The following is a 20434-nucleotide window of genomic DNA, read 5'->3' on the forward strand; positions in this document are numbered from 1 at the left end:
ATCTTTCGACGATGCAGAAAGTGGGTGAACGCGAAGTTATTCGCACGCGACCATTCGAATTTGTCCGCATGGCTCTCGCCGTCGATCACCCGACCAGCCGCAAATATCCTGCTTTCAACGCCCTGACCGTGTTTTCGGAAGGACCTGCGGCACCGCAGCCTGCCGATGCCGGTCAGATTTACGGCGCCAAGGTCGAAAGCGAAGTCAGTCTGCGTGTTGTCGATTTTCCGATGAACAGTACGACATTCGATGCATCCAGCGACCTGACAGTGGATGAGGTCGAGAAGGTTGTGCGGGATACCGGTGGTCTTCTGACCGACGGCGACGTGCAGGTTGCATCGCTCCACTATGTCGATCCCGCTCGTTTCGGCGGCACGGACTCGCCTTTCGCGCTTGGTCCCGCGCTTGGCGTGAAGATTACACAGGAGAATGTCAGTGTCGCACAGCGCGGCGATGACGAGACGGTTGGCGAAGGCTTTTCGGAAGAACTGATTCCTTTCCGCCAGACAGCCGATATCAAGCAGGCGCTTGAGGACGCCGGTTATACCGGCGACGATGCCGAGAACATGGCCCACTCGCTTGCCAAGCTGATGAACTCGCCGCGCCTCAAGGAAGGCAGCGTTTTGCGTGTCGGCACCGAGACACAGGATGGCACGGACCGCATCGTGCGCGCCAGCATCTATAATCGCACCACGCATCTGGTGACGGTCGCCCTCAACGACAGGGGACAATATATTCCGTCCGACGAACCGGAACAGACCCCGCTTCTGCAGACGGCTTTCGATGGCAATGCCCTGCCTACGGCCATTCGGGGTAATCTACCCAGTGTCTATGACGGGATCAGCCGGGCCGCGCTCGCCTATGGCATGTCGGAGACGATGCGCGAACAGCTCGTCAAGATGCTCGCAAGCGATGTTGACCTGCAGTCACGGCTTGCACCGAGTGACCAGATCGACGCATTCTTCTCGCTGCCGGACGATCCCGACAAACCGGAAGCCGATTCGCAGCTTCTTTATGTTTCGTCCAATTTCGGCGGCACGACCCGCAAATTCTATCGCTATCAGGCTCCGGACGGTAGCGTCGACTACTTCAACGGCGACGGCAAGAGCGCGAAACAGTTCCTGCTCCGCAATCCGGTTCCCAATGGTGTCTTCCGCTCACCGTTCGGCATGCGCCGCCACCCGATCCTTGGCTATAGCCGCATGCATACCGGCGTGGACTGGGCCGCACCGCGCGGCACGCCGATCATCGCCTCCGGTAATGGCGTGGTGGAAAAGGCAGGCTGGACCAATGGCTATGGCAACCAGACCCTGATTCGTCATGCCAATGGTTATGTGAGCAGTTATAGCCACCAGAACGCCATCGCCCGCGGCGTTACCGCCGGTGCGCGTGTGCGGCAGGGACAAGTGATCGGCTATGTGGGGTCGACGGGTCTTTCGACCGGTCCTCACCTTCACTACGAAATGATCGTGAACGGCACCAAGGTCGATCCGCTGCGCATTCGTCTACCGGATAACAAGGCGCTTTCGGGCAAGGAGCTCGAAGCCTTCAAGCAGGAACGGGATCGCATCGACACTCTGTTGAACAGTGATGACAACGGCACCAAGCTTGCCTCGAACGGATCGACGAAGAGCTGATAAAGAGAAAGGCCGGAGATACGCCCCGGCCTTTCTCTTTGAATTCACTGGAATGCTTACTCGGTAAACTCGACCGTTACGCCAGCTTTCACCAGCTTTGCCAGCTCTTCCGCATCCCAATTGGTCAATCGCACACAGCCATGGCTTGACGTCTTGCCGATTCTCGATGGCTCGGGCGTACCGTGAATGCCGTAGGTCGGCTTGGAAAGCGCGATCCAGACTGTTCCCACCGGCCCGTTTGGCCCAGGCGGAATGGTCAGCACCTTATCATTATTGCCCTGCTTGAAGTTGATCTTCGGATTGTAGGTGTAGTTCGGGTTGATCGCGATACGCTCGACCTGAACAACGCCGGAAGGTGACGGATTGTCCGACGAGCCAATGGTCGAGGGATAGGCAACGACCAGCTTGCCCGATTCATCGTAACCGCGAACCTGCTTGCGTCCTTTGTCGGCGATGATGCGGGCAACCTTGGTCCTGACAGGTTTGCCGAGGTTCGGAATCTTTACGATCGAGCCCGGCTGGTTGAAGTTCACCCCAGGATTGATCTCTTTCAGATAGGCTTCGTCTATATGAAACTTTTCACCGAGCATTTCGGTGACCGAGGTATACGCCATCGCCGGAAGCTGCGCCTTGTGGGCATAATCTTCCGGGATAGAAGCAACGTATTGCCGTCCCACGTCTTCGTTGGTGATGGTGTATTCGGTGAAGGCTGGGCCACCTGTGGCTTCAAGTTCCGCATTGACCGCCGCTTCGTCTGTCGGATTGATCGACTTTCCGGTCAGCTCGCCATAGGCGGCAGCCGCCTTGTCGACATTGCTGCCCGAACGACCGTCGATGACGCCGGGCGATGCACCGGCGCGGTCGAGCAGAATCTGATAGGCTGCGATCTTTTCCTTTGCACCCTGCCCTTTCGGCATTTCGATTGCCGGAGCCATGTCACTCGGATTGGGAACACCCCTTGGTTGTTCATAACCCGGCTGGCCATAATCCTGCTGGCCATCATAACCGGGATTGGCACTGGCTGAATTGGTGTTTGTATTATCAGGATATTGATCGCCTGCCGGAGGCAGTTCCGACCGTTGCACCTGTCCATCACGGTTGCCGCCATATTGCGGTGCCGCCGGAGCGTCCGGGTAATAGTTCGGATCTTCGGGCACGTTGCCGAAACCGTCATAGGGAGCGCCACCGTCGACTGGACCATCGAGTGTCCAGTTGTCGTCTGGCTGCGGTGCGCGGCGAACCCGACGGTCATAAGCGTTCGGGTCATAATTATTGGCGTCCTCGACACTGAGAATACGCCCGCGACGATCCATGGTAACGCGGCGGCCATACTGGTCGATAAAGACCCGTACCCGGCGATCATGATAGATTTCTTCACCCGGATCATAAAGCTGTGCAAGCTGTACCGGGCGTTCGGTAGCCACTGCAGAACTGCCCTCCTCCGCGCGCGCAGTACCGTTGACGGCAGTTACCGCGACGGAAGCAAACAAAGCGAAACGAAGCATGCGTGTGTAATGCGCCATGAAGAATGCCCTGGGTGATCGAGAGACCATGGATGCCGCGAATATGGTTAACAACCGATTAGCTGATAAAGCAGATGCCAGATGAACTGGACATGAAAATGGCCAACATCGAAGGAAAGCTGGAAAACTTGTCAGGCCAAATATGAAAATGGCGCCGCAACCTATCCGGTTGCGGCGCCCAATGATCTCAACTCTTGAACGTTCAGGCGCTCTCGTCGATCTTCTGGCCTTCATCCTCAAGCGCACCGCGAATCGGATGGAAATTGAGCCTGTCCGAACCGGCGGTAATCTTGACGATGGAACCATCCAGAATGTCGCCCAGTAGGATGCGCTCGGCGAGCGGATCCTGAACTTCTTTCTGAATGACGCGCTTCAATGGACGCGCGCCATAAGCCGGGTCATAGCCCTTGTTGGCCAGCCATTCGCGTGCATCGTCTTCCAGCTGCAGCACGATCTTGCGATCGGTCAGAAGCATCTGGAGACGCTGCATCTGAATATCGACAATCGCACCCATGTCTTCACGGCGCAGCCGGTGGAACAGGATGATTTCATCGACACGGTTCAGAAATTCCGGACGGAAGGCAGCCCGCACCACGCCCATTACTTCCTCACGAACCGACTCGACATCGTCCTTCTCGCCAAGATTGACGAGATATTCGGCACCGAGGTTCGAGGTCATGATGATGACCGTATTGCGGAAATCGACCGTGCGACCCTGTCCGTCGGTCAGGCGTCCGTCGTCCAGCACCTGCAACAGCACGTTGAACACATCCGGATGTGCCTTTTCGATCTCGTCGAACAGGATCACCTGATAGGGTCTGCGCCGAACGGCTTCCGTCAGAACGCCGCCTTCTTCATAGCCGACATAGCCGGGAGGCGCGCCGATCAACCGGCTCACGGAATGCTTTTCCATGAATTCCGACATGTCGATACGAACCATGGCCGTGTCGTCCTGGAAGAGGAACGCGGCGAGCGCCTTGGTCAGCTCCGTCTTGCCGACACCAGTTGGGCCGAGGAAGATGAACGAGCCGATAGGCCGGTTAGGGTCCTGAAGCCCGGCGCGCGCACGGCGAACCGCCTTCGAGATGGCCTGGACAGCTTCGCCCTGCCCGATGACCCGCTTCGCAAGTTCGTCTTCCATGCGCAACAGCTTCTCACGCTCGCCTTCCAGCATCCGGTCAACCGGAATACCGGTCCAGCGTGAGATGATCTGTGCCACGTGGTCGGGCGTAACCGTCTCTTCAAGCAGAGAGCCCTTGTTTTCATGGCTTTCGGCTTCGACAAGTTGCTTCTCCAGCTGCGGAATCTTGCCATAGGCCAGTTCGCCCGCTTTCTGGAATTCACCGCTTCGCTGTGCAATGGCGAGAGCATTACGTGCCTCTTCAAGCTGGCGCTTGAGATCAGCAGCAAGTCCGAGCTTCTGCTTTTCAGACTGCCATTTCGACGTCAGTTCCGCCGATTCTTCTTCCAGATCAGTCAGCTCCTTTTCGAGGCGCTGGAAACGATCCTTGGAAGCAGCATCGGTTTCAACCTTCAGCGCTTCGCGCTCGATCTTCAGCTGCATGATGCGACGGTCGATTTCATCCAGCTCTTCTGGCTTGGAATCAACCTGCATGCGCAGGCGCGATGCCGCCTCATCGACGAGATCAATGGCCTTATCGGGCAGGAAACGGTCGGTGATATAACGGTTCGACAAGGTTGCCGCAGCAACCAGAGCCGAATCCGAAACACGCACCTTGTGATGCTGCTCGTATTTTTCCTTCAGGCCACGCAGGATCGAAATCGTGTCCTCGACGGTCGGTTCATCAACGAATACCGGCTGAAAACGACGGGCAAGCGCTGCGTCCTTCTCGACATATTTGCGGTATTCTTCCAGCGTCGTCGCGCCAACGCAGTGCAATTCACCGCGTGCAAGAGCAGGCTTCAAAAGGTTCGATGCATCCATCGCGCCATCAGACTTGCCTGCACCGACAAGCGTGTGCATTTCATCGATGAAGAGAATGATCTGGCCGGCAGCCGTCTGCACTTCCGAAAGTACTGCTTTCAGACGCTCTTCGAACTCACCGCGATATTTGGCACCGGCAATCAGCGCGCCCATATCGAGCGCCATCAACCGCTTGTCCTTCAAGGATTCGGGCACATCGCCATTCACGATGCGAAGCGCCAGACCTTCCGCGATTGCGGTCTTGCCGACGCCCGGCTCGCCGATCAGAACCGGATTGTTCTTGGTGCGGCGCGACAGAACCTGAATCGTGCGGCGGATTTCCTCGTCGCGACCGATCACCGGATCAAGCTTGCCTGCGCGCGCATCCTCGGTCAGATCGCGGGCATATTTCTTCAACGCATCATAATTGCTTTCAGCGGACGCCGAATCGGCGGTGCGGCCTTTGCGCATATCGTTTATGACCTTGTTGAGCGCCGTCGGGGTCACACCGGCAGCGGAAAGAATTTCAGACGTCTTTGCGGATTTTTCCATCGCCAGCGCCATCAGAAGGCGCTCGACGGTGACGAAGCTGTCACCGGCCTTGCTGGCAAGCTCCTCGGCAAGCGAGAAGACCTTGGCAAGCGGCTGCGATAAATAAAGCTGATCGTTGCCACCCGACACTTTGGGCAGCTTTTCGAGCGCATTCTGCAAGCCGATACGCACATCGGCAATGCGCCCGCCCGCGCGTTCGATCAGGGACGAGGCAAGTCCTTCGTCATCATCGACGAGAACCTTCAACACATGTTCGGGTGTGAATTGCTGGTTGCCGGACGACAGCGCGAAAGTCTGTGCAGACTGGATAAAGCCCCGGACGCGTTCCGTATATTTTTCGATATTCATGATGTCTCCTTTGCCTTCCGGCCCATCAAGCGGCACCAGAAGATGTATGGTGACGAAGCCCCCACACTGGGCGGACTTCTTTCCAAGACAGCATATGGGACGATGGCCGGGTTTCGGCAAGGGTTACAGACACTTGAAGAACCAAATAAAAATGCGCGGAAACCGCGCCATTTTTAACTTGATACACAGGGACGATCAGGCGTCGGAATCCGCAGATTCCGTTACCGGCGTCTCATCACCGCTATCCTTGGCGGCGCGGCGCGGACGACCAGGACGGCGCGTGGCGCGACGCGGCGCGGCCTCATCCGCAGAAGATGCATCGGCAACAGGAGCGGCCTCGGCGGCCACTGGTGCTGCCTGCTCGACCACGGCTGCAGCCGGAGCCTCTTCAGCCACCGGCTGAGCCTGTTTTTCCTGCGGCTGTTCGTCAGAACGCTCGTCAGCGTTGAAGCGCTCACGCTGCGGACGGCGACCACGACCCAGACGACGATCGCGGTTGTCGCGCTCGCGCGGCTGCTGGCGACCTTCACCGGACTTTACCGGCTCGCCACCATCTTCGCCATAAACGACCTCGGCAGGCGTGCCCTCGATAACCGGCTGCGGGCCGGAACCGTTGACGGGCTGTGGCTGTGCTGCGACAGGCGTGAAACCTGCTTCCTCATCATCCGCACCGTCATCGTCGAAAGTTTCCTCGCGCTGGAACGGCACCGGATTCTGCGCCATGGCCGCCATGATGATGCGGTTGTAATGTTCAGCGTGCTGAAGATAATTTTCTGCCATCACGCGATCGCCAGATGCCTGTGCGTCCCGCGCAAGTGCCGAGTATTTTTCTGCAATATGTTGCGCATTGCCGCGGATCTTCACATCCGGGCCATTGCTTTCGTAATTGCGCGACAGAGGATTGGGGCCCTTGCGGTTGTTGTTGTTATTATTGTTATTCCCCCGTCCGCGCATGCGCCTGTTCTGCTGTGCTGGCCTCATATTCATCTCTTTTCAGATTAAAGGGCGTAGAAACTCCACAGCCAAAAAGCTGCCGGTTTCACGCTATCGAGCCATGGAGGAAGTACGCCCTAAAAACTTCCCACAAATCGACTGCTCCTGAGTTAGGTACCTCTATGGGTCACCGAAACTCCGCGGTTGCATTAATGCATAACCATTCCGAAAAGCTCCGCTCTTCGAGATTATGCTTGAAAGTCGTGTACTTCCGCACAAGCCATCCCCAAAGAACCTTCGGGGAGCATGACCAAAAATCGTCATGGAGCATTTCCGCCACCGCCCATCAGCGGGCAAAACCATTCTGGCTGTATACGGTGGCCGGAAACTAAACGGCTTCGCCGCAAATTCCAAGTGTTTTTTAGCGGTTCGCCGCATCAAAATTACGTATTTGATTTGTACGCGAAAAGCATGGCCCTTCTGTGGCCGCCAAGGTCACTCGCATGTCCTGCGAGGGAAAAACCTGCGCTTTCGAACAGCGCTTCAACATCCTGGAATTGTCCGGCGCCGATCTCTACGGCAACCATTCCTTGTTTATATAGGTGATCTGCTGCCTTCTGTGCAAGGGCTCTGTAGAAATTCAGTCCATCAGACCCGCCATCGAGCGCAGCCAAAGGGTCATGTTCGCGCACTTCGCGCGACAGTCCCGCAATGTCTTCATGCGGAATATAGGGCGGGTTTGAGACGATAAGATGAAATCGCCCGCTCACATTTTCAAACCAGTCGCTTTTGAGCGCTGCGAACCGGTCACCCACACCATTGGCGACAGCATTGATTCGCGCCATTGCAAGTGCGCCTTCAGCCATGTCGAGACCAATGCCGTGTGCGCGCTCGAAGCGATGCAGAAGCGAGATGATGATCGCGCCCGTTCCCGTTCCCATATCGAGGAGTTCAAGCGTGTTTTTCTGCACCGCAAGCGCTTCCAGCGCCGGAATGACCAGCTCCACCAGCACTTCCGTATCGGGACGCGGTTCAAGCGTAGCAGCGGAGAGCCGGAAAGGCAGACCGAAGAACTCGCGAACACCCATGATCCGGTGAACCGGCTCGCCCTTTTCACGGCGGTCCAGCGCATCGGAAAGCGTCTCGATTACCGCAGAATCAACCAATTGCTCAGGTGCGGATATCAGATCGAGCCGCGTCTTGCCGGTTGCCCATTCGACCAGAAGCCGTGCATCGAGGTCTGGCGTATCCAGTTCTGCCGCACGAAGCCTCGTCCGTGCATCAGCCATCAGGCGGTCGAGACGCATTTCGCTCACCCTTAGAGCGCATCCCGAAAAGTGTGAAACGGTTTTCGGAGAAGATGCGCGGTTCAAAACAAATAACTAGAGCGCCGATCTGGCCAATCTGCTTGAATCAGATCGAAACGCGCTCTAATGCCCCAGTTCCGTCAGAAGTGCGGTCTGGTGATCGGAAATCAGCGCATCGACCAGTTCGTCCAGATCACCTTCCATAACCCGGTCGAGCTTGTAGAGCGTCAGATTGATGCGATGATCGGTGACGCGTCCCTGCGGGAAATTATAGGTGCGGATACGCTCGGAGCGATCGCCCGAACCGACCTGGCTGCGACGTGATTCAGAACGTTCAGTTTCTGCCTTCTGGCGCTCCATATCGTAAAGGCGTGCACGGAGAATCTGCATCGCGCGTGCGCGGTTCTGGTGCTGGGATTTTTCAGCCTGAACGACCATGATACCGGTCGGGATGTGCGTAATGCGAACCGCGGAGTCGGTCGTGTTCACGTGCTGGCCACCTGCACCGGACGCCCGCATCGTATCGATGCGAATATCTTCGTTGCGGATTTCGATATCGATATCCTCGGCTTCAGGCAAAACCGCAACGGTTGCAGCCGAGGTATGAATACGCCCGCCAGCTTCCGTTTCAGGCACACGCTGCACACGGTGCACGCCCGATTCGAACTTGAGCTTGGAGAACACACCCTTGCCGGAAACGGTGGCGATGATTTCCTTGTAACCACCGGCATCGCCCTCGCTGGCCGAAACCAGCTCGACCCGCCAGCCTTTTTCGGCAGCATAGCGCTCATACATGCGGAACAGGTCACCGGCGAACAGTGCTGCCTCCAGACCGCCCGTACCGGCACGAATTTCGAGAATGGCGTTCTTCTCGTCGGCAGCGTCCTTCGGCAGTAACAGAATCTGGACTTCCTGCTCCAGTCCTTCAATCCGCTTTTCCACGCCCGGCAGCTCTTCCAGCGCCAGTGCACGCATCTCTGCATCCGTGGAGGCATCGTCACGCATGGCCGCCAGATCGACAGCTTCCTTGCGGGCGTCGGTCAGTTCGCGAATCTTGCCAACCACCTCCTGCAGCTCGGAATATTCCGATGCGAGCTTCACATAGGTTTCCGAATCCGGATTGTTGGCCATCTGGCTTTCGATCATTGAGAACCGCTTCAAAAGCTGGTCCATCCGGTCCTGCGGCAATGCGATCATGTCATGTCCTAAAAATTATCAGCGGCGTGCAAGAATGCAAAACGGGACGCCGCGCAATCCTGCACCGCGACCGTTCAGTCAGTTAGAGCATTTCCTATTTTTTTTGAACCGTTGGAAATGCTCCAACTATTTGTTTTGTCGCATTATCCGACGCAAAACCGCTTCGCACCTTTGCTGGAAATGCTCTAGATCTGCTTCGCTATAACGGAATATCGTTGTCTTCCGCAAATCTCATCAGCATTTCGCGCAGCGAATGCGCGCTGTTCGGCTTATCCAGCTCTTCCGCCAGCAAGGCTGTAAGCTTGCTTGCGTCCAGCGCATCAAGCATGGCCTTGACCGGGCCGATTGCCGCCGCCGACATGGAGATCGACCTAAAACCGATGCCGACCAGCGCCATGGCTGGAAGCGGCCTGCTGGCCATTTCACCGCACAGGGTAACCGATTTACCGTGGCGATTGCCGGTTTCCACGATGAAGCGCAACGCCCGCAGAAATGCAGGCGAAAGCTGATCGAAGCGACCCGACATCAGCGAGTTGCCGCGATCCGTCGCCATCAGGAACTGGAACAGATCGTTTGAACCGACGGAGATGAAATCGACAAGCGACATCAGCTCCTCAAGCTGCCACAGCAGCGACGGTACCTCGATCATCGCTCCCAGTTTCAGCCCCATGGGCAACTGATGAGCGAACCGCGACAGATGACGGACTTCACGATCGATGATCTCGCGTGCGGCCTTCACTTCGCTGACTTCCGTGATCATCGGCAGCAGGACTTTCAACTCGCGTCCGCCCGCCGCCTTCAAAAGTGCTCGCAACTGCGTGCGCAACAATCCCGGACGGTCGAGCGTCAGGCGGATCGCGCGCCAGCCGAGCGCCGGATTTTCTTCCTGCACGGTCGAACTGAAGTAAGGGAGAACCTTGTCTCCACCGATATCAAGCGTCCGGAAAGTCACCGGCTTGTCGCCTGCCGCCTCGATGACCGAGCGATAAAGACGTTCCTGCTGTTCGGCACGCGGGAATGTCGAGGCCACCATAAACTGAAGTTCGGTGCGAAACAGACCGATCCCCGCCGCACCCGAAGCCGACAATTGCGGCAGATCGACGAGAAGCCCGGCATTCATCAGAAGCGAGATATCGACGCCGTCCTTCGTGACGGATGGCTTGTCCCGCAATTCCCGATAATGGGCCTGACGCCGCGCCCGGAACCGAACCTTTTCGGCATAAGCCGTTTCCAGATCGGACTGCGGGCGCAGATGCATGATGCCTTCATCGCCGTCGACGATTGCCGCATCGTTGTTTTCGGCCATGGATACAATGCCCTTGGCCTGGCCGACCACCGGGATACCCATTGCACGGGCGACAATCACGACGTGGCTCGTGGCGGCGCCGTCTTCCAGAACAACACCGCGCAAGCGCTCGCGAGGATAATCCAGAAGTTCGGCAGCCCCCATGGAACGCGCGACAATGATGGCATCCTTGACCAGCGATTCGGCGATGGTCTTAATGTCGCGTCCCATGAGCTGGCGCAGCAAACGGTTCGCGAGATCGTCAAAATCCGACAGGCGCTCGCGCATATAGGGGTCGGTCAGATGCACCATGCGCGCACGCGTGTCGCTCTGCACCTTTTCGACTGCCGCCTCGGCAGTCAGACCGTTGTGAATGGCTTCTTCCAGACGCCGCACCCAGCCGCGATCATGCGCAAACATGCGATAGGCTTCGAGCACTTCGCGATGCTCGCCCTCCACCGCCACATCGCGGCGCGAAAGCATGTCGTCGATGGATATGCGCAGGCTGCCAAGCGCTTCATCCAGCCGGTTCAGCTCGGCTTGGCTATCCTCGTTGAAAAGATTGGTGACGACGATGCGCGGCTCATGCAGCACCACATGGCCAAGGCCGATACCGTCGTTGAAAGCCTGTCCTGTCACACTCATCGGGCGACCGAGATCAAGCTCTATGCCCGGACGGGCCAGACGCAGACCGTCGCCGGTCGCGATGATTTCGGCAAGGACCATAGCGGTGGTTTCAAGTGCTTCGACCTCGTCTTCCCGATATGCCCGCTTGGTCTTGTTCTGGACGACAAGAACGCCCAAAGTGCGGCCAGCGCGTAGAACGGGAACGCCGAGGAAGGAATTATAGGCTTCTTCGCCCGTTTCCGGCAGATAGGCGAAAGCCGGATGGCTTTGCGCATCGGTCAGATTGAGGGGACGGGCGCTTGCGGCAATCGTGCCGACCAGACCCTGACCGAGGCGAAGCTGGGCAAGGTGGACTGCCTGCGGATTGAGACCTTCGGTAGCGTAAAGCTCAAGGACGCCGTCAGCGCGCAATATATAGAAGGAGCAGACTTCCGCGACCATATTCTGGGCGATTTCACGAACGATCCGGTCGAGGCGCGCCTGCGGTTCCAGCGGCTCTGCCATCAATTCGCGCAACCGCTTTAGCAGTACGCGGGGACCGGTTGTCAGCTCACGCATGATCGTCGGGGGCTCCTTCAAAATTGCTGACGTGCGTTCCGCCAGCCGATTCCCAATACCCGCCCGCGAAGCGTTACGCCAATCCCTTTGTGAGCATTTTTGACACCCGCGTCCAGAACAAATAGTCGCTGCTCGCAAAATGTTGCAGGGCCGCGCACCCTTTCGGCTGCGCGGCCCTGCATACAATTATGTTTCAAAATGGAATCTGAGCTGGCTGCTTACTTGTCGAGGCCATAGACCGCGTGCAGCGTACGCACGGCCAGTTCCGCATAAGGGCCGTCAATCAGGATCGAAATCTTGATTTCAGACGTTGTGATGGCGCGGATATTGATGCCCTTTTCGGCCAGTGCCTTGAAGGCTGTGGCGGCAACGCCTGCATGGCTGCGCATACCGATGCCGATCACCGAAATCTTGGCAAGGCCGGTTTCAGACTGGATATTGTCGAAGCCGATCTCGCCCTTGACCTTGTCCAGCACCTTCAGCGCCTTATCGACATCACCCGTCGGAATGGTGAAGGTCATGTCGGTCTTGGAGCCGTCTTCCGACACGTTCTGCACGATCATGTCGACATTGATGTGCTCTTCGGCGAGCGGCCCGAAAATGGCTGCCGAAACGCCCGGCCGGTCGGCCACGCGCCGCAGCGAAATCTGAGCTTCATCCTTCGCAAAGGCGATACCTGTGACGACCTGCTGTTCCACGATTTCATCCTCGTCGCAAATAAGGGTTCCGGGCGGGTTGATCGGATCACCCATGCCCGGCGCATCTGGGTCCGTAAAGCTCGAGCGCACGAAAGTGCGCACCTTGTGCACCATGGCAAGTTCGACCGAGCGCACCTGCAGAACCTTGGCACCAAGCGATGCCATTTCCAGCATTTCCTCGAAGGAAATCTTCGAAAGACGCTTCGCCTTCGGCTCTACGCGGGGGTCGGTGGTGTAGACGCCATCGACATCTGTATAAATATCGCAGCGATCGGCCTTCACACCGGCAGCGATGGCGACAGCAGAGGTGTCTGAACCGCCACGCCCAAGCGTTGCCACACGGTTGTCAGGGCCGATGCCCTGGAACCCGGCAACGACGGCAACCTGACCCATTTCCATACGGCGGATGATTTCCGAACCGTCGATGTCCTGAATACGGGCCGCGCCATGGGCGTTGTCGGTCTTGATCGGAATCTGCCAGCCCTGCCACGAACGCGCATCAACGCCTATGGATTGAAGCGCAATCGCCAGAAGGCCGCTCGTCACCTGCTCGCCGGAAGCGACGATGGTGTCATACTCGCGGGCATCATAGAAAGGCGAGCTTGCGCCGCATACTTTCGGCATGTTCTGCACCCAGCCGACCAGCTCGTTGGTCTTGCCGGACATGGCCGAAACGACAACAGCAACCTGATTGCCTGCCTCGACCTCGCGTTTGACGTGGCGCGCCACATTATAGATGCGTTCCAGATCAGCTACCGAAGTGCCGCCGAATTTCATCACGATGCGCGCCATTTAAGGTTACGTCCCGCTGTTTAGAAAAATTACACTCTCACCCGCCCAAACCTTATATTGTTGCGACAGGCAAACCCGGGGTCACATAGCTAAAATGCCGCGCTTCCGCAAGGCCGCGATTCGTATCGGGCCGCTTGAGAGCGAAATTGATTTGTTCCTTGACTTTGGAGTACTACCTTGAGAGCAGAACTGTACGCTTCCGCCGCTGGAGAATGAAATGACCGAGACCGCCCGCACCACTATCGACGCTTCGGAAATCGAGCATTTTTCGCGCATCGCCGCGGAATGGTGGAATCCTCAGGGCAAGTTCCGTCCCTTGCACAAGTTCAATCCGACGCGGCTTGCCTATATCAAGGAAAAGATCTGCGCCAAATTCAACCGTGATCCCAATGCGCCACGCCCCTTCGAGGGCCTGCGCCTGCTCGATATCGGCTGCGGCGGCGGGCTTCTCTGCGAGCCGATGGCGCGCCTCGGCGCGACCGTCATCGGGGCGGATGCTTCCACCACAAATATCGAAGTAGCGAAAATCCATGCTGCGCAAAGCGGCGTCGAGGTCGACTACCGCGCCACGACCGCAGAAGCGCTGGCTGAAGCTGGCGAGAAATTCGACGTGGTTTTGAATATGGAAGTGGTCGAGCATGTTTCAGACGTCGACCTGTTCATGTCCGCCACCAGCGAAATGGTAAAGCCCGACGGGCTGATGTTCGTCGCCACGATCAATCGCACGCTGAAAGCCTATGGTCTGGCGATCATCGGCGCGGAATATGTCCTGCGCTGGCTGCCGCGCGGCACGCATCAGTATGAAAAACTGGTTCGCCCGGAAGAACTGGAAGCTGCACTTGCGAAAGGCGGCCTGCGCCTCATCGACAAGCTTGGTGTGACCTATAATCCGCTGGCCGACAGCTGGAGCCGCTCCCGCGACACCGATGTGAACTATATGGTGCTTGCCGAACGGCCTGCCTGATCAAAGCACATCCTGAAAAGTGTGAAACGGTTTTCGGGATGTGCGTAAAATAGACAGTTAGAACGCCGATCTGATTCAATCCGATCGAAACGGTCAACCTCTTTGCGCGCGTGTTGTCATGACAACGCCTGCGCAGATGACCAGCGCGCCGATCCAGGTCAGCGGTGGATAATGTTCGCCGAGAAATAACGTCCCAGAAATAAGCCCCAGCGCCGCTGCGACATAACCGATCTGGCTGAGATAGACCGGCCCGCCAACCGCCTGTAGCCGGAAGAACAGGGCAAACATGCCCGCCGATGCAATCGACTGGGCCAATGCAGCCCATGGGGCGAATGCAAGTGTCTCGATCGGAAACTGACCGGTGAATATGAGTATCCCCGCAGAAAGCATCAGCGCCGATGCGAGGTGGCTTCCGGCAGCAAGTTCGGTCGGATCGGAGTTCTTCGGCCAGTCGAGCGTGCGATAGACATTGCCGATGGCGAGAAACACCGGAATGAGCAATGCCGCGGCGATCCACAATGGATCAGCAGGTTTTCCCACTTCGCCGCGCGTCATTGCCACCATCACTGCACCGATAAACCCGGCAGCGATACCGCCGATCCCCAGCGCATTGGGACGCCGCAACCCGAACCCCATAGACAGAACGAGCGTGATGACCGGCGACAGCGTGTACATGATGCCGGTAAACCCCGCGCCGAGGCGCGGAATGGCGGAAAGAATGAGGAGATTGGGCACGGCATAGGAGATAAGCGCGGTACAGATATAGTAACGCAGTCTTCCGCCTGAAAAGCCGATCTTCTTTCCCTGCAGAAGAAGAACGGCGAACAGAATGATTCCGGCACTCGCCGAGAACAAAAAGGTCCAGATGGCAGGCGGAATACCAGCCTGCGCAGCGATCTTGCCGAGTGGCAGGATGAGGCCCAGCAAGGTGCCGGTTGCGATCAGCAAAAAAGGCGCAGAATCCGTCAGTTTCATGCGCCTTGTCTCCTGTACGGCAATCAGTTCTTGTCTTCTGGAAATACCGGCAACGGCAGAACGTCGACACCGTCTTCGAGCAGCGAATGCACATCCTCGCGCGACGCTTCGCCGTAGATACCACGTGTTTCGGTCTCGCCGAAATGGATCTTCCGGGCTTCCTCGGCAAATTTGTCGCCGACATAATCCGCATTCTCGCGAACCTTGCGGCTCAATTCCCGCATTTCGTCCAATATCTGCTTTTGCGTATCGCCCAGCGCCATGGCAATCTTTTCCTTGCCACGGCTTGTCGAGACCGCCGGCGCCATCAGCGACTTCTGAACGACTTGCGAATTGCACACGGGGCAAGCGACAAGCTGCATTTCCGACTGACGGTCGAAATCAGCATTGTCGCGAAACCAGCCCTCGAATTCATGGCCCTGATCGCAATGAAGCGAAAAGCGGATCATGGAATTTACGCGTCCTCTTTCTGCTTCGCGGAAAAAGTCCGGACATCGAACTCCCGCGCATTCTTCAGGTTCGGTATCTTGCCGCGTGCAGCAGCACTTTCCGCCACGTCGATATCAGCCAGGATGATGCCCGGCTCGTCGTGATCGGCTTCGGCGAGAATCTTGCCCCATGGTGAGACGATGATCGAATGACCGTAGGTTTCGCGCCCGTCCTCATGCAGACCGCCCTGTGCGGCAGAGATCAGGAATGCACCATTTTCGATAGCACGCGCACGCTGCAAGATGTGCCAGTGGGCCTCTCCGGTCTGTTTCGTGAAGGCGGCCGGACCGGTAATCACATTGGCACCGGCGAGAGCCTGAGCGCGGAACAATTGCGGAAAGCGGATGTCGTAACAGACAGCCATGCCGAACTTTGCGAAAGGCAGGTCGACAACGACAGTTTCCTTGCCCGGAATACAGGCATCCGATTCGCGCCAGCTCTCACCATTGTCGAGATCGACATCGAACATATGGATTTTATCGTAGGTCGAGACCTTCTCGCCCGACGGTGCAAAGATCGCGCCGCGATTATAGGATCTTCCGTCATCGCCCTTGATCAGGGTCGAACCTATATGAAGGAATATACCGTGTTTCGAGGCGAGCTTCGCCGCAGCAGCCATGACAGGATCGTTGGCCTCATCGCGCAATGACTGTGCGAGCAATGGCCGGTCACGCTGCATGATCCCGGTCACTTCCGGCGTCTGCACATATTTCGCACCTTTGACCGCCGCTTCCGCGACCAGTTTTTCCATGGCTTCAATATTGCGGGCCACGTCTGTGCCAGACCGCATCTGGACGGCTGCTGCGCGGAACATGCTCATCGACCTCTCCCTGTCCGATCGAATTCTAAACCAGTGCGCCAGTCTTGAGCAGGCCATCCAGCTTGCCCTGATCTTCCAGCTCGAAAAGATCATCACATCCACCGACATGAACGGAGCCGACGAATATCTGCGGGAAGGTGTTACGGCCCGAACGCTGCTGCATTTCGGCGCGCAGTTCCGGCGATGCGCCTGCATCGATTTCATTATACGCAACGCCCTTGCGGGTCAGAAGATCCTTGGCCCGGGTGCAATAAGGGCAACCGACACGCGTGTAGATCGTTACATCAACCATCATAAACTCCAATCGTTTTGGCCACTATATAAGCGGCAAAGACGTTATCTGGAAGCCCCGACGCTTTTCACGAGCCTGTGTAGCCGGTTATCCGGCTCAATCCGGTAGAACGCGGCTGAACGTCAGTACATCCACGCTTTTCGCGCCACCACGCAGCAATGCCCGCGTTACCGCCTTGACCGTAGCGCCGGTCGTATAGACGTCATCGATGAGCAGAACCCGTCGCCCGCGCACATGAATCTCGTGTTCCTGCGGCACGCGGAACGCACCGTCCACATTGCGCTTTCGCTCCTTGATACCAAGGCCGATCTGCTGTTCGGTCCGACGCACACGCTTCACGCCTTGCGGCGCAAAGGGTTTCGATTCCAGTTTCGCCAGGGCACGGGCAAGTTCCGCCGACTGGTTGAAACGCCGCTGCCAGAACCGCCAGCGATGCAGAGGCACCGGAAGAATGACCTCGCATTCATCCAGTAATTCGCGACCCGCGCGTTGCATCCAGCGCGCCATCCACGGGGCCAGATCGGTCCGGTCGTGAAACTTGAGCGAAACCGCCATGCGCTGCGCTGCGCCCCGATGCAGGACGGCGGACCGGAGACGCCGGAAAGGTGGCGGATCGGCAATCGCCTCAGCACTCGTGAAGTTGTCGCCGAAATCATGGCTGAAAGGAATGCCCAGCACGGGGCAATAAGGCTTTTCTATAAAGCGTAGCTCCGGCCAGCATTTCGGACACAGCGTCCCCGGTTCGGATACATGCGCCCGGCAGCCGATACATGTCGGCGGAAACAACATGTCCGCAGAGGAGCGAAAAGCCCTGCCGGCAAACCGCCGAAGCCCTTCGCCCGCGCTGCGCAAAAAGGTTTGATGCGTTCTATCGTCATCCGCCATTGCATTCGCCCCCATTCGAATGCATCTATCCCCGCAACGATTGTACTGAACCTTGCTCGAAAGAGAAGACGGATTCCATGCCTGCGCCGACCGATGATAGCGCGATTTTCGATCGCGATCTCCTGCTCTCGTTTCGCCGTCGCGCCTTTGCGCGCGCCGAACCCGGCGCAGATTTCCTGTTGCAGCGCATTGCCGACGATCTCGCCGACCGCCTTGACGCTGTGGAGCGGCGTTTTCCCGTCGCCGTCGATCTCGCTGGCCATACCGGCGTAGCTGCAGCAGCCATCGCGCAGTCTGGCAAAGCCGACCTGATTGTCCGCATCGAACGCGACAGTGATTTCCTGCGAGGTCCTTTCCCGGCTATTGCCGGTGACGAGGAAATGCTGCCGCTGAAAGCTGGCAGCACCGATCTGATCGTGTCGCTAATGGCTCTTCACGCGACCAATGATACACCGGGTACGATGGTGCAGATCGCTCGCGCCCTAAAGCCGGACGGACTTTTTCTGGCGGCCCTTAGCGGCAGTGGAACACTCGGTGAATTGCGCGAAAGTCTTCTTCAGGCGGAAATCGAACTGACAGGCGGCGCCTCGCCGCGCATTTTCCCGTTCCCGGACGTGCGCGATGTGGGCGGCCTTCTGCAACGTGCAGGTTTCGCCCTGCCCGTAACCGACGTCGACAACATCACGGTGCGCTACGATTCGCTGTTCAATCTGATGGCCGATCTGCGCGCCATGGGCATGCAGAACATCCTGCGTGACCGTTCCCGCAAGCCGGTTTCGAAACGCCTTTTCCTGCGGCCGCTGAAATCTATGCCGAGCGGTTCTCCGATCCGGATGGACGCATCCGCGCCACTTTCTCGGTCATCTGGCTATCAGGCTGGGCGCCGCATGAATCGCAGCAAAAACCATTGAAACCGGGCTCTGCAAAAGCATCGCTGGCAGAAGCGCTAAAAAAGGCTGCGAAAGACAGCTAACAGTCGCCGTGGTGGCTGCCGTTTGTCTCGATGATGCAGACGGAATTGGGGCTCGGCTGAAGCACGCTCTTGCGCACTGTATACGTCTGGCCTGTTGCATGCGGCTGGGCGCTGGCATCGCGCTTGATCGAGCCGGTCATGGTGCGGTCTATCCCGACCGGGAGCACTGACTGGGCTGCAACCTTGTTTGCCTGATCGTTGAGAACCGGCACAATGATGAGAGCCAGAGCGACAACGGCAGAGCCGAACAACAGCACAACGCGCAGGATTCCGCGACCAGCCTTCGTTAGCGGCTTGGCCGTATATTCGTTGTGATCAGCGCTAAAATAATTGTTGTCGAAACTCATGCTTCAAGACTCCGGGGCAGCTCCCAAACGAGAATGCCTCAACGGAGTGAATCATAGATTAACCAGCCAGTGGAATCGTAAGAAATTGCCAACCTTTTTCCACGGTTGTGGACAGGGGGCCGGTCTACAGCAGATCAAGCAGAAACGGGATCAGCGGTTCGTCGGCTGGCGGCATCGGATAGTCGCGCATATCCTTCGGACGAACCCATTTCAGCGCCTGCCCTTCGAGCCCCCGCGCGATACCTTCATAACGGCGGCAGACATAGAGCGGCATCAGCAGGTGGAAGTCATCATAGGTATGGCTCGCAAAAGTCAGCGGTGCAAGGCAGGCCGCTTTCGTCGTGATGCCGACTTCTTCCTGCAATTCGCGGATCAGCGTTTCTTCCGGCGTTTCGCCCGGTTCCACTTTGCCACCGGGAAACTCCCACAGCCCGGCCAGCTGCTTGCCTTCCGGGCGCTGCGTCAGCAGAACCCGGCCATCCGAATCCACCAGTGCGCAAGCAGCTACCAGAAGAATGCGGCGTCCCTTTACCTCGGTCATTTCTCGTTGCTCTCCCGATAGGCATAGCGATAGGCTTCCCGAAAGCCGAAGCTCTCGTAAAGAGCAAGTCCAGCAACGTTGTCCGCCTCGATCTGCAGCCATGCCGTCTTTGCACCGAGCTTTACGGCCCATTTGAGTGCAGAACCGACAATCGCATGTCCATGCCCCTTGCGCCTTGCGTCACGCAGGGTTCCGACATCGAATAGACCCGCCATCACGCCATCCTGTACGCAAAGCAGGTTGGATACGGCGCGTCCGCCCTCCTCCAGCACGAACATGCCCTTGTTCGGGCGAACGCTATTAAGAAGTTCGGAAAATCCGGGCCGCATATCTTCCGGTCTTTCATGGATGGAAAGCGAAGCATCCACGAAGCGCCCAATATCCTTCAGGGGTATCTGGTCGATGGCGTCCGACAAATCGAGTTCCTCGAGATTCGCCGTCATCACGATGGTTTCGTCCCGGCGCTTCCAGCCAAGCCCTTCGAGATAATCCTCAAGCTCGCGCGGTGCGAGCGGCGAAAGCCTGAAACAGGGAACACGGCCATAGGCACGAAAACGCTGCGCCGCCAGTTCCACACGTGTTGGAATATCGCGCGTGTCGCCGGGATCGAGCGGATTGATCGAGTTGAGACGCCGGGATGGATGCGCTGCAGTCATGCGTATCGCCCATGTGCCGTCATAGTGAACCGACGTGGCAGGCCAGGCACGGAAGCCGACGGCTTCAAGCTGGCGAACGATGGCAAGACTTGGGGTGCTGGGCTTTTCCAT

17 protein-coding genes and 1 pseudogene (1 of these 18 only partly in view) are annotated in these 20434 nt (G+C 57.7%); 3 read left to right on the forward strand and 15 right to left on the reverse strand.

All coding sequences use genetic code 11. From position 1 onward, the window contains the following. Positions 1–1637 carry the 3' portion of a M23 family metallopeptidase gene (locus LJ361_RS21435; protein ID WP_264812277.1) on the forward strand. The gene continues 319 nt to the left of window position 1, outside the view, so the window shows 1637 of its 1956 coding nt (coding positions 320–1956); the start codon falls outside the window, past its left edge; its stop codon occupies positions 1635–1637. Between the two features lie 56 nt (positions 1638–1693). Here LJ361_RS21435 and LJ361_RS21440 read toward each other — a convergent pair whose 3' ends face one another. From LJ361_RS21440 to LJ361_RS21470, 7 genes are all read right to left on the reverse strand, one after another. Continuing rightward, the gene (locus LJ361_RS21440) at positions 1694–3160 is read right to left on the reverse strand and encodes a L,D-transpeptidase (protein WP_029375795.1); all 1467 of its coding nucleotides are present in this window, start codon (positions 3158–3160) and stop codon (positions 1694–1696) included. 202 nt (positions 3161–3362) lie between these two features. Then, positions 3363–5984 carry an ATP-dependent chaperone ClpB gene (gene clpB / locus LJ361_RS21445; protein WP_010657489.1) on the reverse strand — a complete coding sequence of 874 codons (2622 nt, stop codon included), beginning with the start codon at positions 5982–5984 and terminating at the stop codon, positions 3363–3365. Positions 5985–6179: 195 nt separating this feature from the next. Further along, on the reverse strand, positions 6180–6965 hold the full coding sequence (locus tag LJ361_RS21450; protein ID WP_029375796.1) for a DUF4167 domain-containing protein: 786 nt from the start codon (positions 6963–6965) through the stop codon (positions 6180–6182). 395 nt (positions 6966–7360) lie between these two features. Next, positions 7361–8224: a peptide chain release factor N(5)-glutamine methyltransferase gene (prmC, locus tag LJ361_RS21455; protein WP_036563219.1), complete on the reverse strand. Its 864-nt coding sequence runs from the start codon at positions 8222–8224 to the stop codon at positions 7361–7363. A 123-nt stretch (positions 8225–8347) separates the two neighbouring features. Then, entirely contained in the window at positions 8348–9421 is a 1074-nt protein-coding gene (prfA, locus tag LJ361_RS21460) for a peptide chain release factor 1 (RefSeq protein WP_010657492.1), read from the reverse strand. A 199-nt stretch (positions 9422–9620) separates the two neighbouring features. Next, positions 9621–11891, reverse strand: coding sequence for a phosphoenolpyruvate--protein phosphotransferase (gene ptsP, locus LJ361_RS21465; RefSeq protein ID WP_010657493.1), 2271 nt, complete (start codon positions 11889–11891; stop codon positions 9621–9623). Between the two features lie 218 nt (positions 11892–12109). Continuing rightward, entirely contained in the window at positions 12110–13381 is a 1272-nt protein-coding gene (locus LJ361_RS21470) for an aspartate kinase (protein WP_010657494.1), read from the reverse strand. Between the two features lie 217 nt (positions 13382–13598). On the opposite strand from LJ361_RS21470, the gene ubiG reads away from it, so the two are divergent. Next, entirely contained in the window at positions 13599–14345 is a 747-nt protein-coding gene (ubiG, locus tag LJ361_RS21475) for a bifunctional 2-polyprenyl-6-hydroxyphenol methylase/3-demethylubiquinol 3-O-methyltransferase UbiG (RefSeq protein ID WP_010657495.1), read from the forward strand. Positions 14346–14438: 93 nt separating this feature from the next. Here the strand turns inward: ubiG and LJ361_RS21480 are convergent, their stop codons facing one another. The 5 genes from LJ361_RS21480 to LJ361_RS21500 all read right to left on the reverse strand — a co-directional run bounded on the left by LJ361_RS21480 (position 14439) and on the right by LJ361_RS21500 (position 17806). Then, entirely contained in the window at positions 14439–15320 is an 882-nt protein-coding gene (locus LJ361_RS21480) for a DMT family transporter (protein WP_010657496.1), read from the reverse strand. A 23-nt stretch (positions 15321–15343) separates the two neighbouring features. Then, complete coding sequence (locus LJ361_RS21485) at positions 15344–15769, reverse strand: DUF1178 family protein (protein ID WP_010657497.1); 426 nt, start codon at positions 15767–15769, stop codon at positions 15344–15346. 5 nt (positions 15770–15774) lie between these two features. After that, positions 15775–16629 carry a carbon-nitrogen hydrolase family protein gene (locus LJ361_RS21490; RefSeq protein WP_010657498.1) on the reverse strand — a complete coding sequence of 285 codons (855 nt, stop codon included), beginning with the start codon at positions 16627–16629 and terminating at the stop codon, positions 15775–15777. A gap of 25 nt (positions 16630–16654) precedes the next feature. After that, positions 16655–16921, reverse strand: a complete 267-nt coding sequence (grxC, locus tag LJ361_RS21495) for a glutaredoxin 3 (protein ID WP_010657499.1) — start codon at positions 16919–16921, stop codon at positions 16655–16657. Between the two features lie 96 nt (positions 16922–17017). Continuing rightward, positions 17018–17806: a ComF family protein gene (locus tag LJ361_RS21500; protein ID WP_010657500.1), complete on the reverse strand. Its 789-nt coding sequence runs from the start codon at positions 17804–17806 to the stop codon at positions 17018–17020. Positions 17807–17883: 77 nt separating this feature from the next. Between LJ361_RS21500 and LJ361_RS21505 the strand changes: the two are divergent. Continuing rightward, positions 17884–18779 (forward strand): annotated as a pseudogene (locus tag LJ361_RS21505) (methyltransferase domain-containing protein). On the opposite strand, the gene LJ361_RS21510 reads toward LJ361_RS21505, so the two are convergent. From LJ361_RS21510 to LJ361_RS21520, 3 genes are all read right to left on the reverse strand, one after another. Then, a complete protein-coding gene (locus LJ361_RS21510; protein WP_010657502.1) occupies positions 18776–19126 on the reverse strand; it encodes a hypothetical protein in 351 nt (116 codons plus the stop codon). The pseudogene LJ361_RS21505 and the gene LJ361_RS21510 sit on opposite strands and share 4 nt — an antisense overlap. A 124-nt stretch (positions 19127–19250) precedes the next feature. Continuing rightward, entirely contained in the window at positions 19251–19667 is a 417-nt protein-coding gene (mutT, locus tag LJ361_RS21515; RefSeq protein WP_010657503.1) for an 8-oxo-dGTP diphosphatase MutT, read from the reverse strand. Beyond that, positions 19664–20434, reverse strand: coding sequence for a GNAT family N-acetyltransferase (locus LJ361_RS21520; RefSeq protein WP_010657504.1), 771 nt, complete (start codon positions 20432–20434; stop codon positions 19664–19666). The genes mutT and LJ361_RS21520 overlap by 4 nt, the downstream gene beginning before the upstream one ends.

It is taken from the genome of Brucella sp. JSBI001, from assembly GCF_026014005.1.
GTDB classification, from domain to species: domain Bacteria; phylum Pseudomonadota; class Alphaproteobacteria; order Rhizobiales; family Rhizobiaceae; genus Brucella; species Brucella anthropi.

What these genes read in the sequence shown, in the direction of transcription:
- LJ361_RS21500 (WP_010657500.1), bottom strand. Translation starts at nt 17,806, where the DNA reads ATGGCGGATGACGATAGAACGCATCAAACCTTTTTGCGCAGCGCGGGC.
- LJ361_RS21470 (WP_010657494.1), bottom strand. Translation starts at nt 13,381, where the DNA reads ATGGCGCGCATCGTGATGAAATTCGGCGGCACTTCGGTAGCTGATCTG.
- mutT (WP_010657503.1), bottom strand. Translation starts at nt 19,667, where the DNA reads ATGACCGAGGTAAAGGGACGCCGCATTCTTCTGGTAGCTGCTTGCGCA.
- LJ361_RS21490 (WP_010657498.1), bottom strand. Translation starts at nt 16,629, where the DNA reads ATGAGCATGTTCCGCGCAGCAGCCGTCCAGATGCGGTCTGGCACAGAC.
- LJ361_RS21480 (WP_010657496.1), bottom strand. Translation starts at nt 15,320, where the DNA reads ATGAAACTGACGGATTCTGCGCCTTTTTTGCTGATCGCAACCGGCACC.
- ptsP (WP_010657493.1), bottom strand. Translation starts at nt 11,891, where the DNA reads ATGCGTGAGCTGACAACCGGTCCCCGCGTACTGCTAAAGCGGTTGCGC.
- ubiG (WP_010657495.1), top strand. Translation starts at nt 13,599, where the DNA reads ATGACCGAGACCGCCCGCACCACTATCGACGCTTCGGAAATCGAGCAT.
- LJ361_RS21485 (WP_010657497.1), bottom strand. Translation starts at nt 15,769, where the DNA reads ATGATCCGCTTTTCGCTTCATTGCGATCAGGGCCATGAATTCGAGGGC.
- LJ361_RS21440 (WP_029375795.1), bottom strand. Translation starts at nt 3,160, where the DNA reads ATGGCGCATTACACACGCATGCTTCGTTTCGCTTTGTTTGCTTCCGTC.
- prfA (WP_010657492.1), bottom strand. Translation starts at nt 9,421, where the DNA reads ATGATCGCATTGCCGCAGGACCGGATGGACCAGCTTTTGAAGCGGTTC.
- clpB (WP_010657489.1), bottom strand. Translation starts at nt 5,984, where the DNA reads ATGAATATCGAAAAATATACGGAACGCGTCCGGGGCTTTATCCAGTCT.
- LJ361_RS21450 (WP_029375796.1), bottom strand. Translation starts at nt 6,965, where the DNA reads ATGAGGCCAGCACAGCAGAACAGGCGCATGCGCGGACGGGGGAATAAC.
- grxC (WP_010657499.1), bottom strand. Translation starts at nt 16,921, where the DNA reads ATGGTTGATGTAACGATCTACACGCGTGTCGGTTGCCCTTATTGCACC.
- prmC (WP_036563219.1), bottom strand. Translation starts at nt 8,224, where the DNA reads ATGCGTCTCGACCGCCTGATGGCTGATGCACGGACGAGGCTTCGTGCG.
- LJ361_RS21520 (WP_010657504.1), bottom strand. Translation starts at nt 20,434, where the DNA reads ATGGAAAAGCCCAGCACCCCAAGTCTTGCCATCGTTCGCCAGCTTGAA.
- LJ361_RS21510 (WP_010657502.1), bottom strand. Translation starts at nt 19,126, where the DNA reads ATGAGTTTCGACAACAATTATTTTAGCGCTGATCACAACGAATATACG.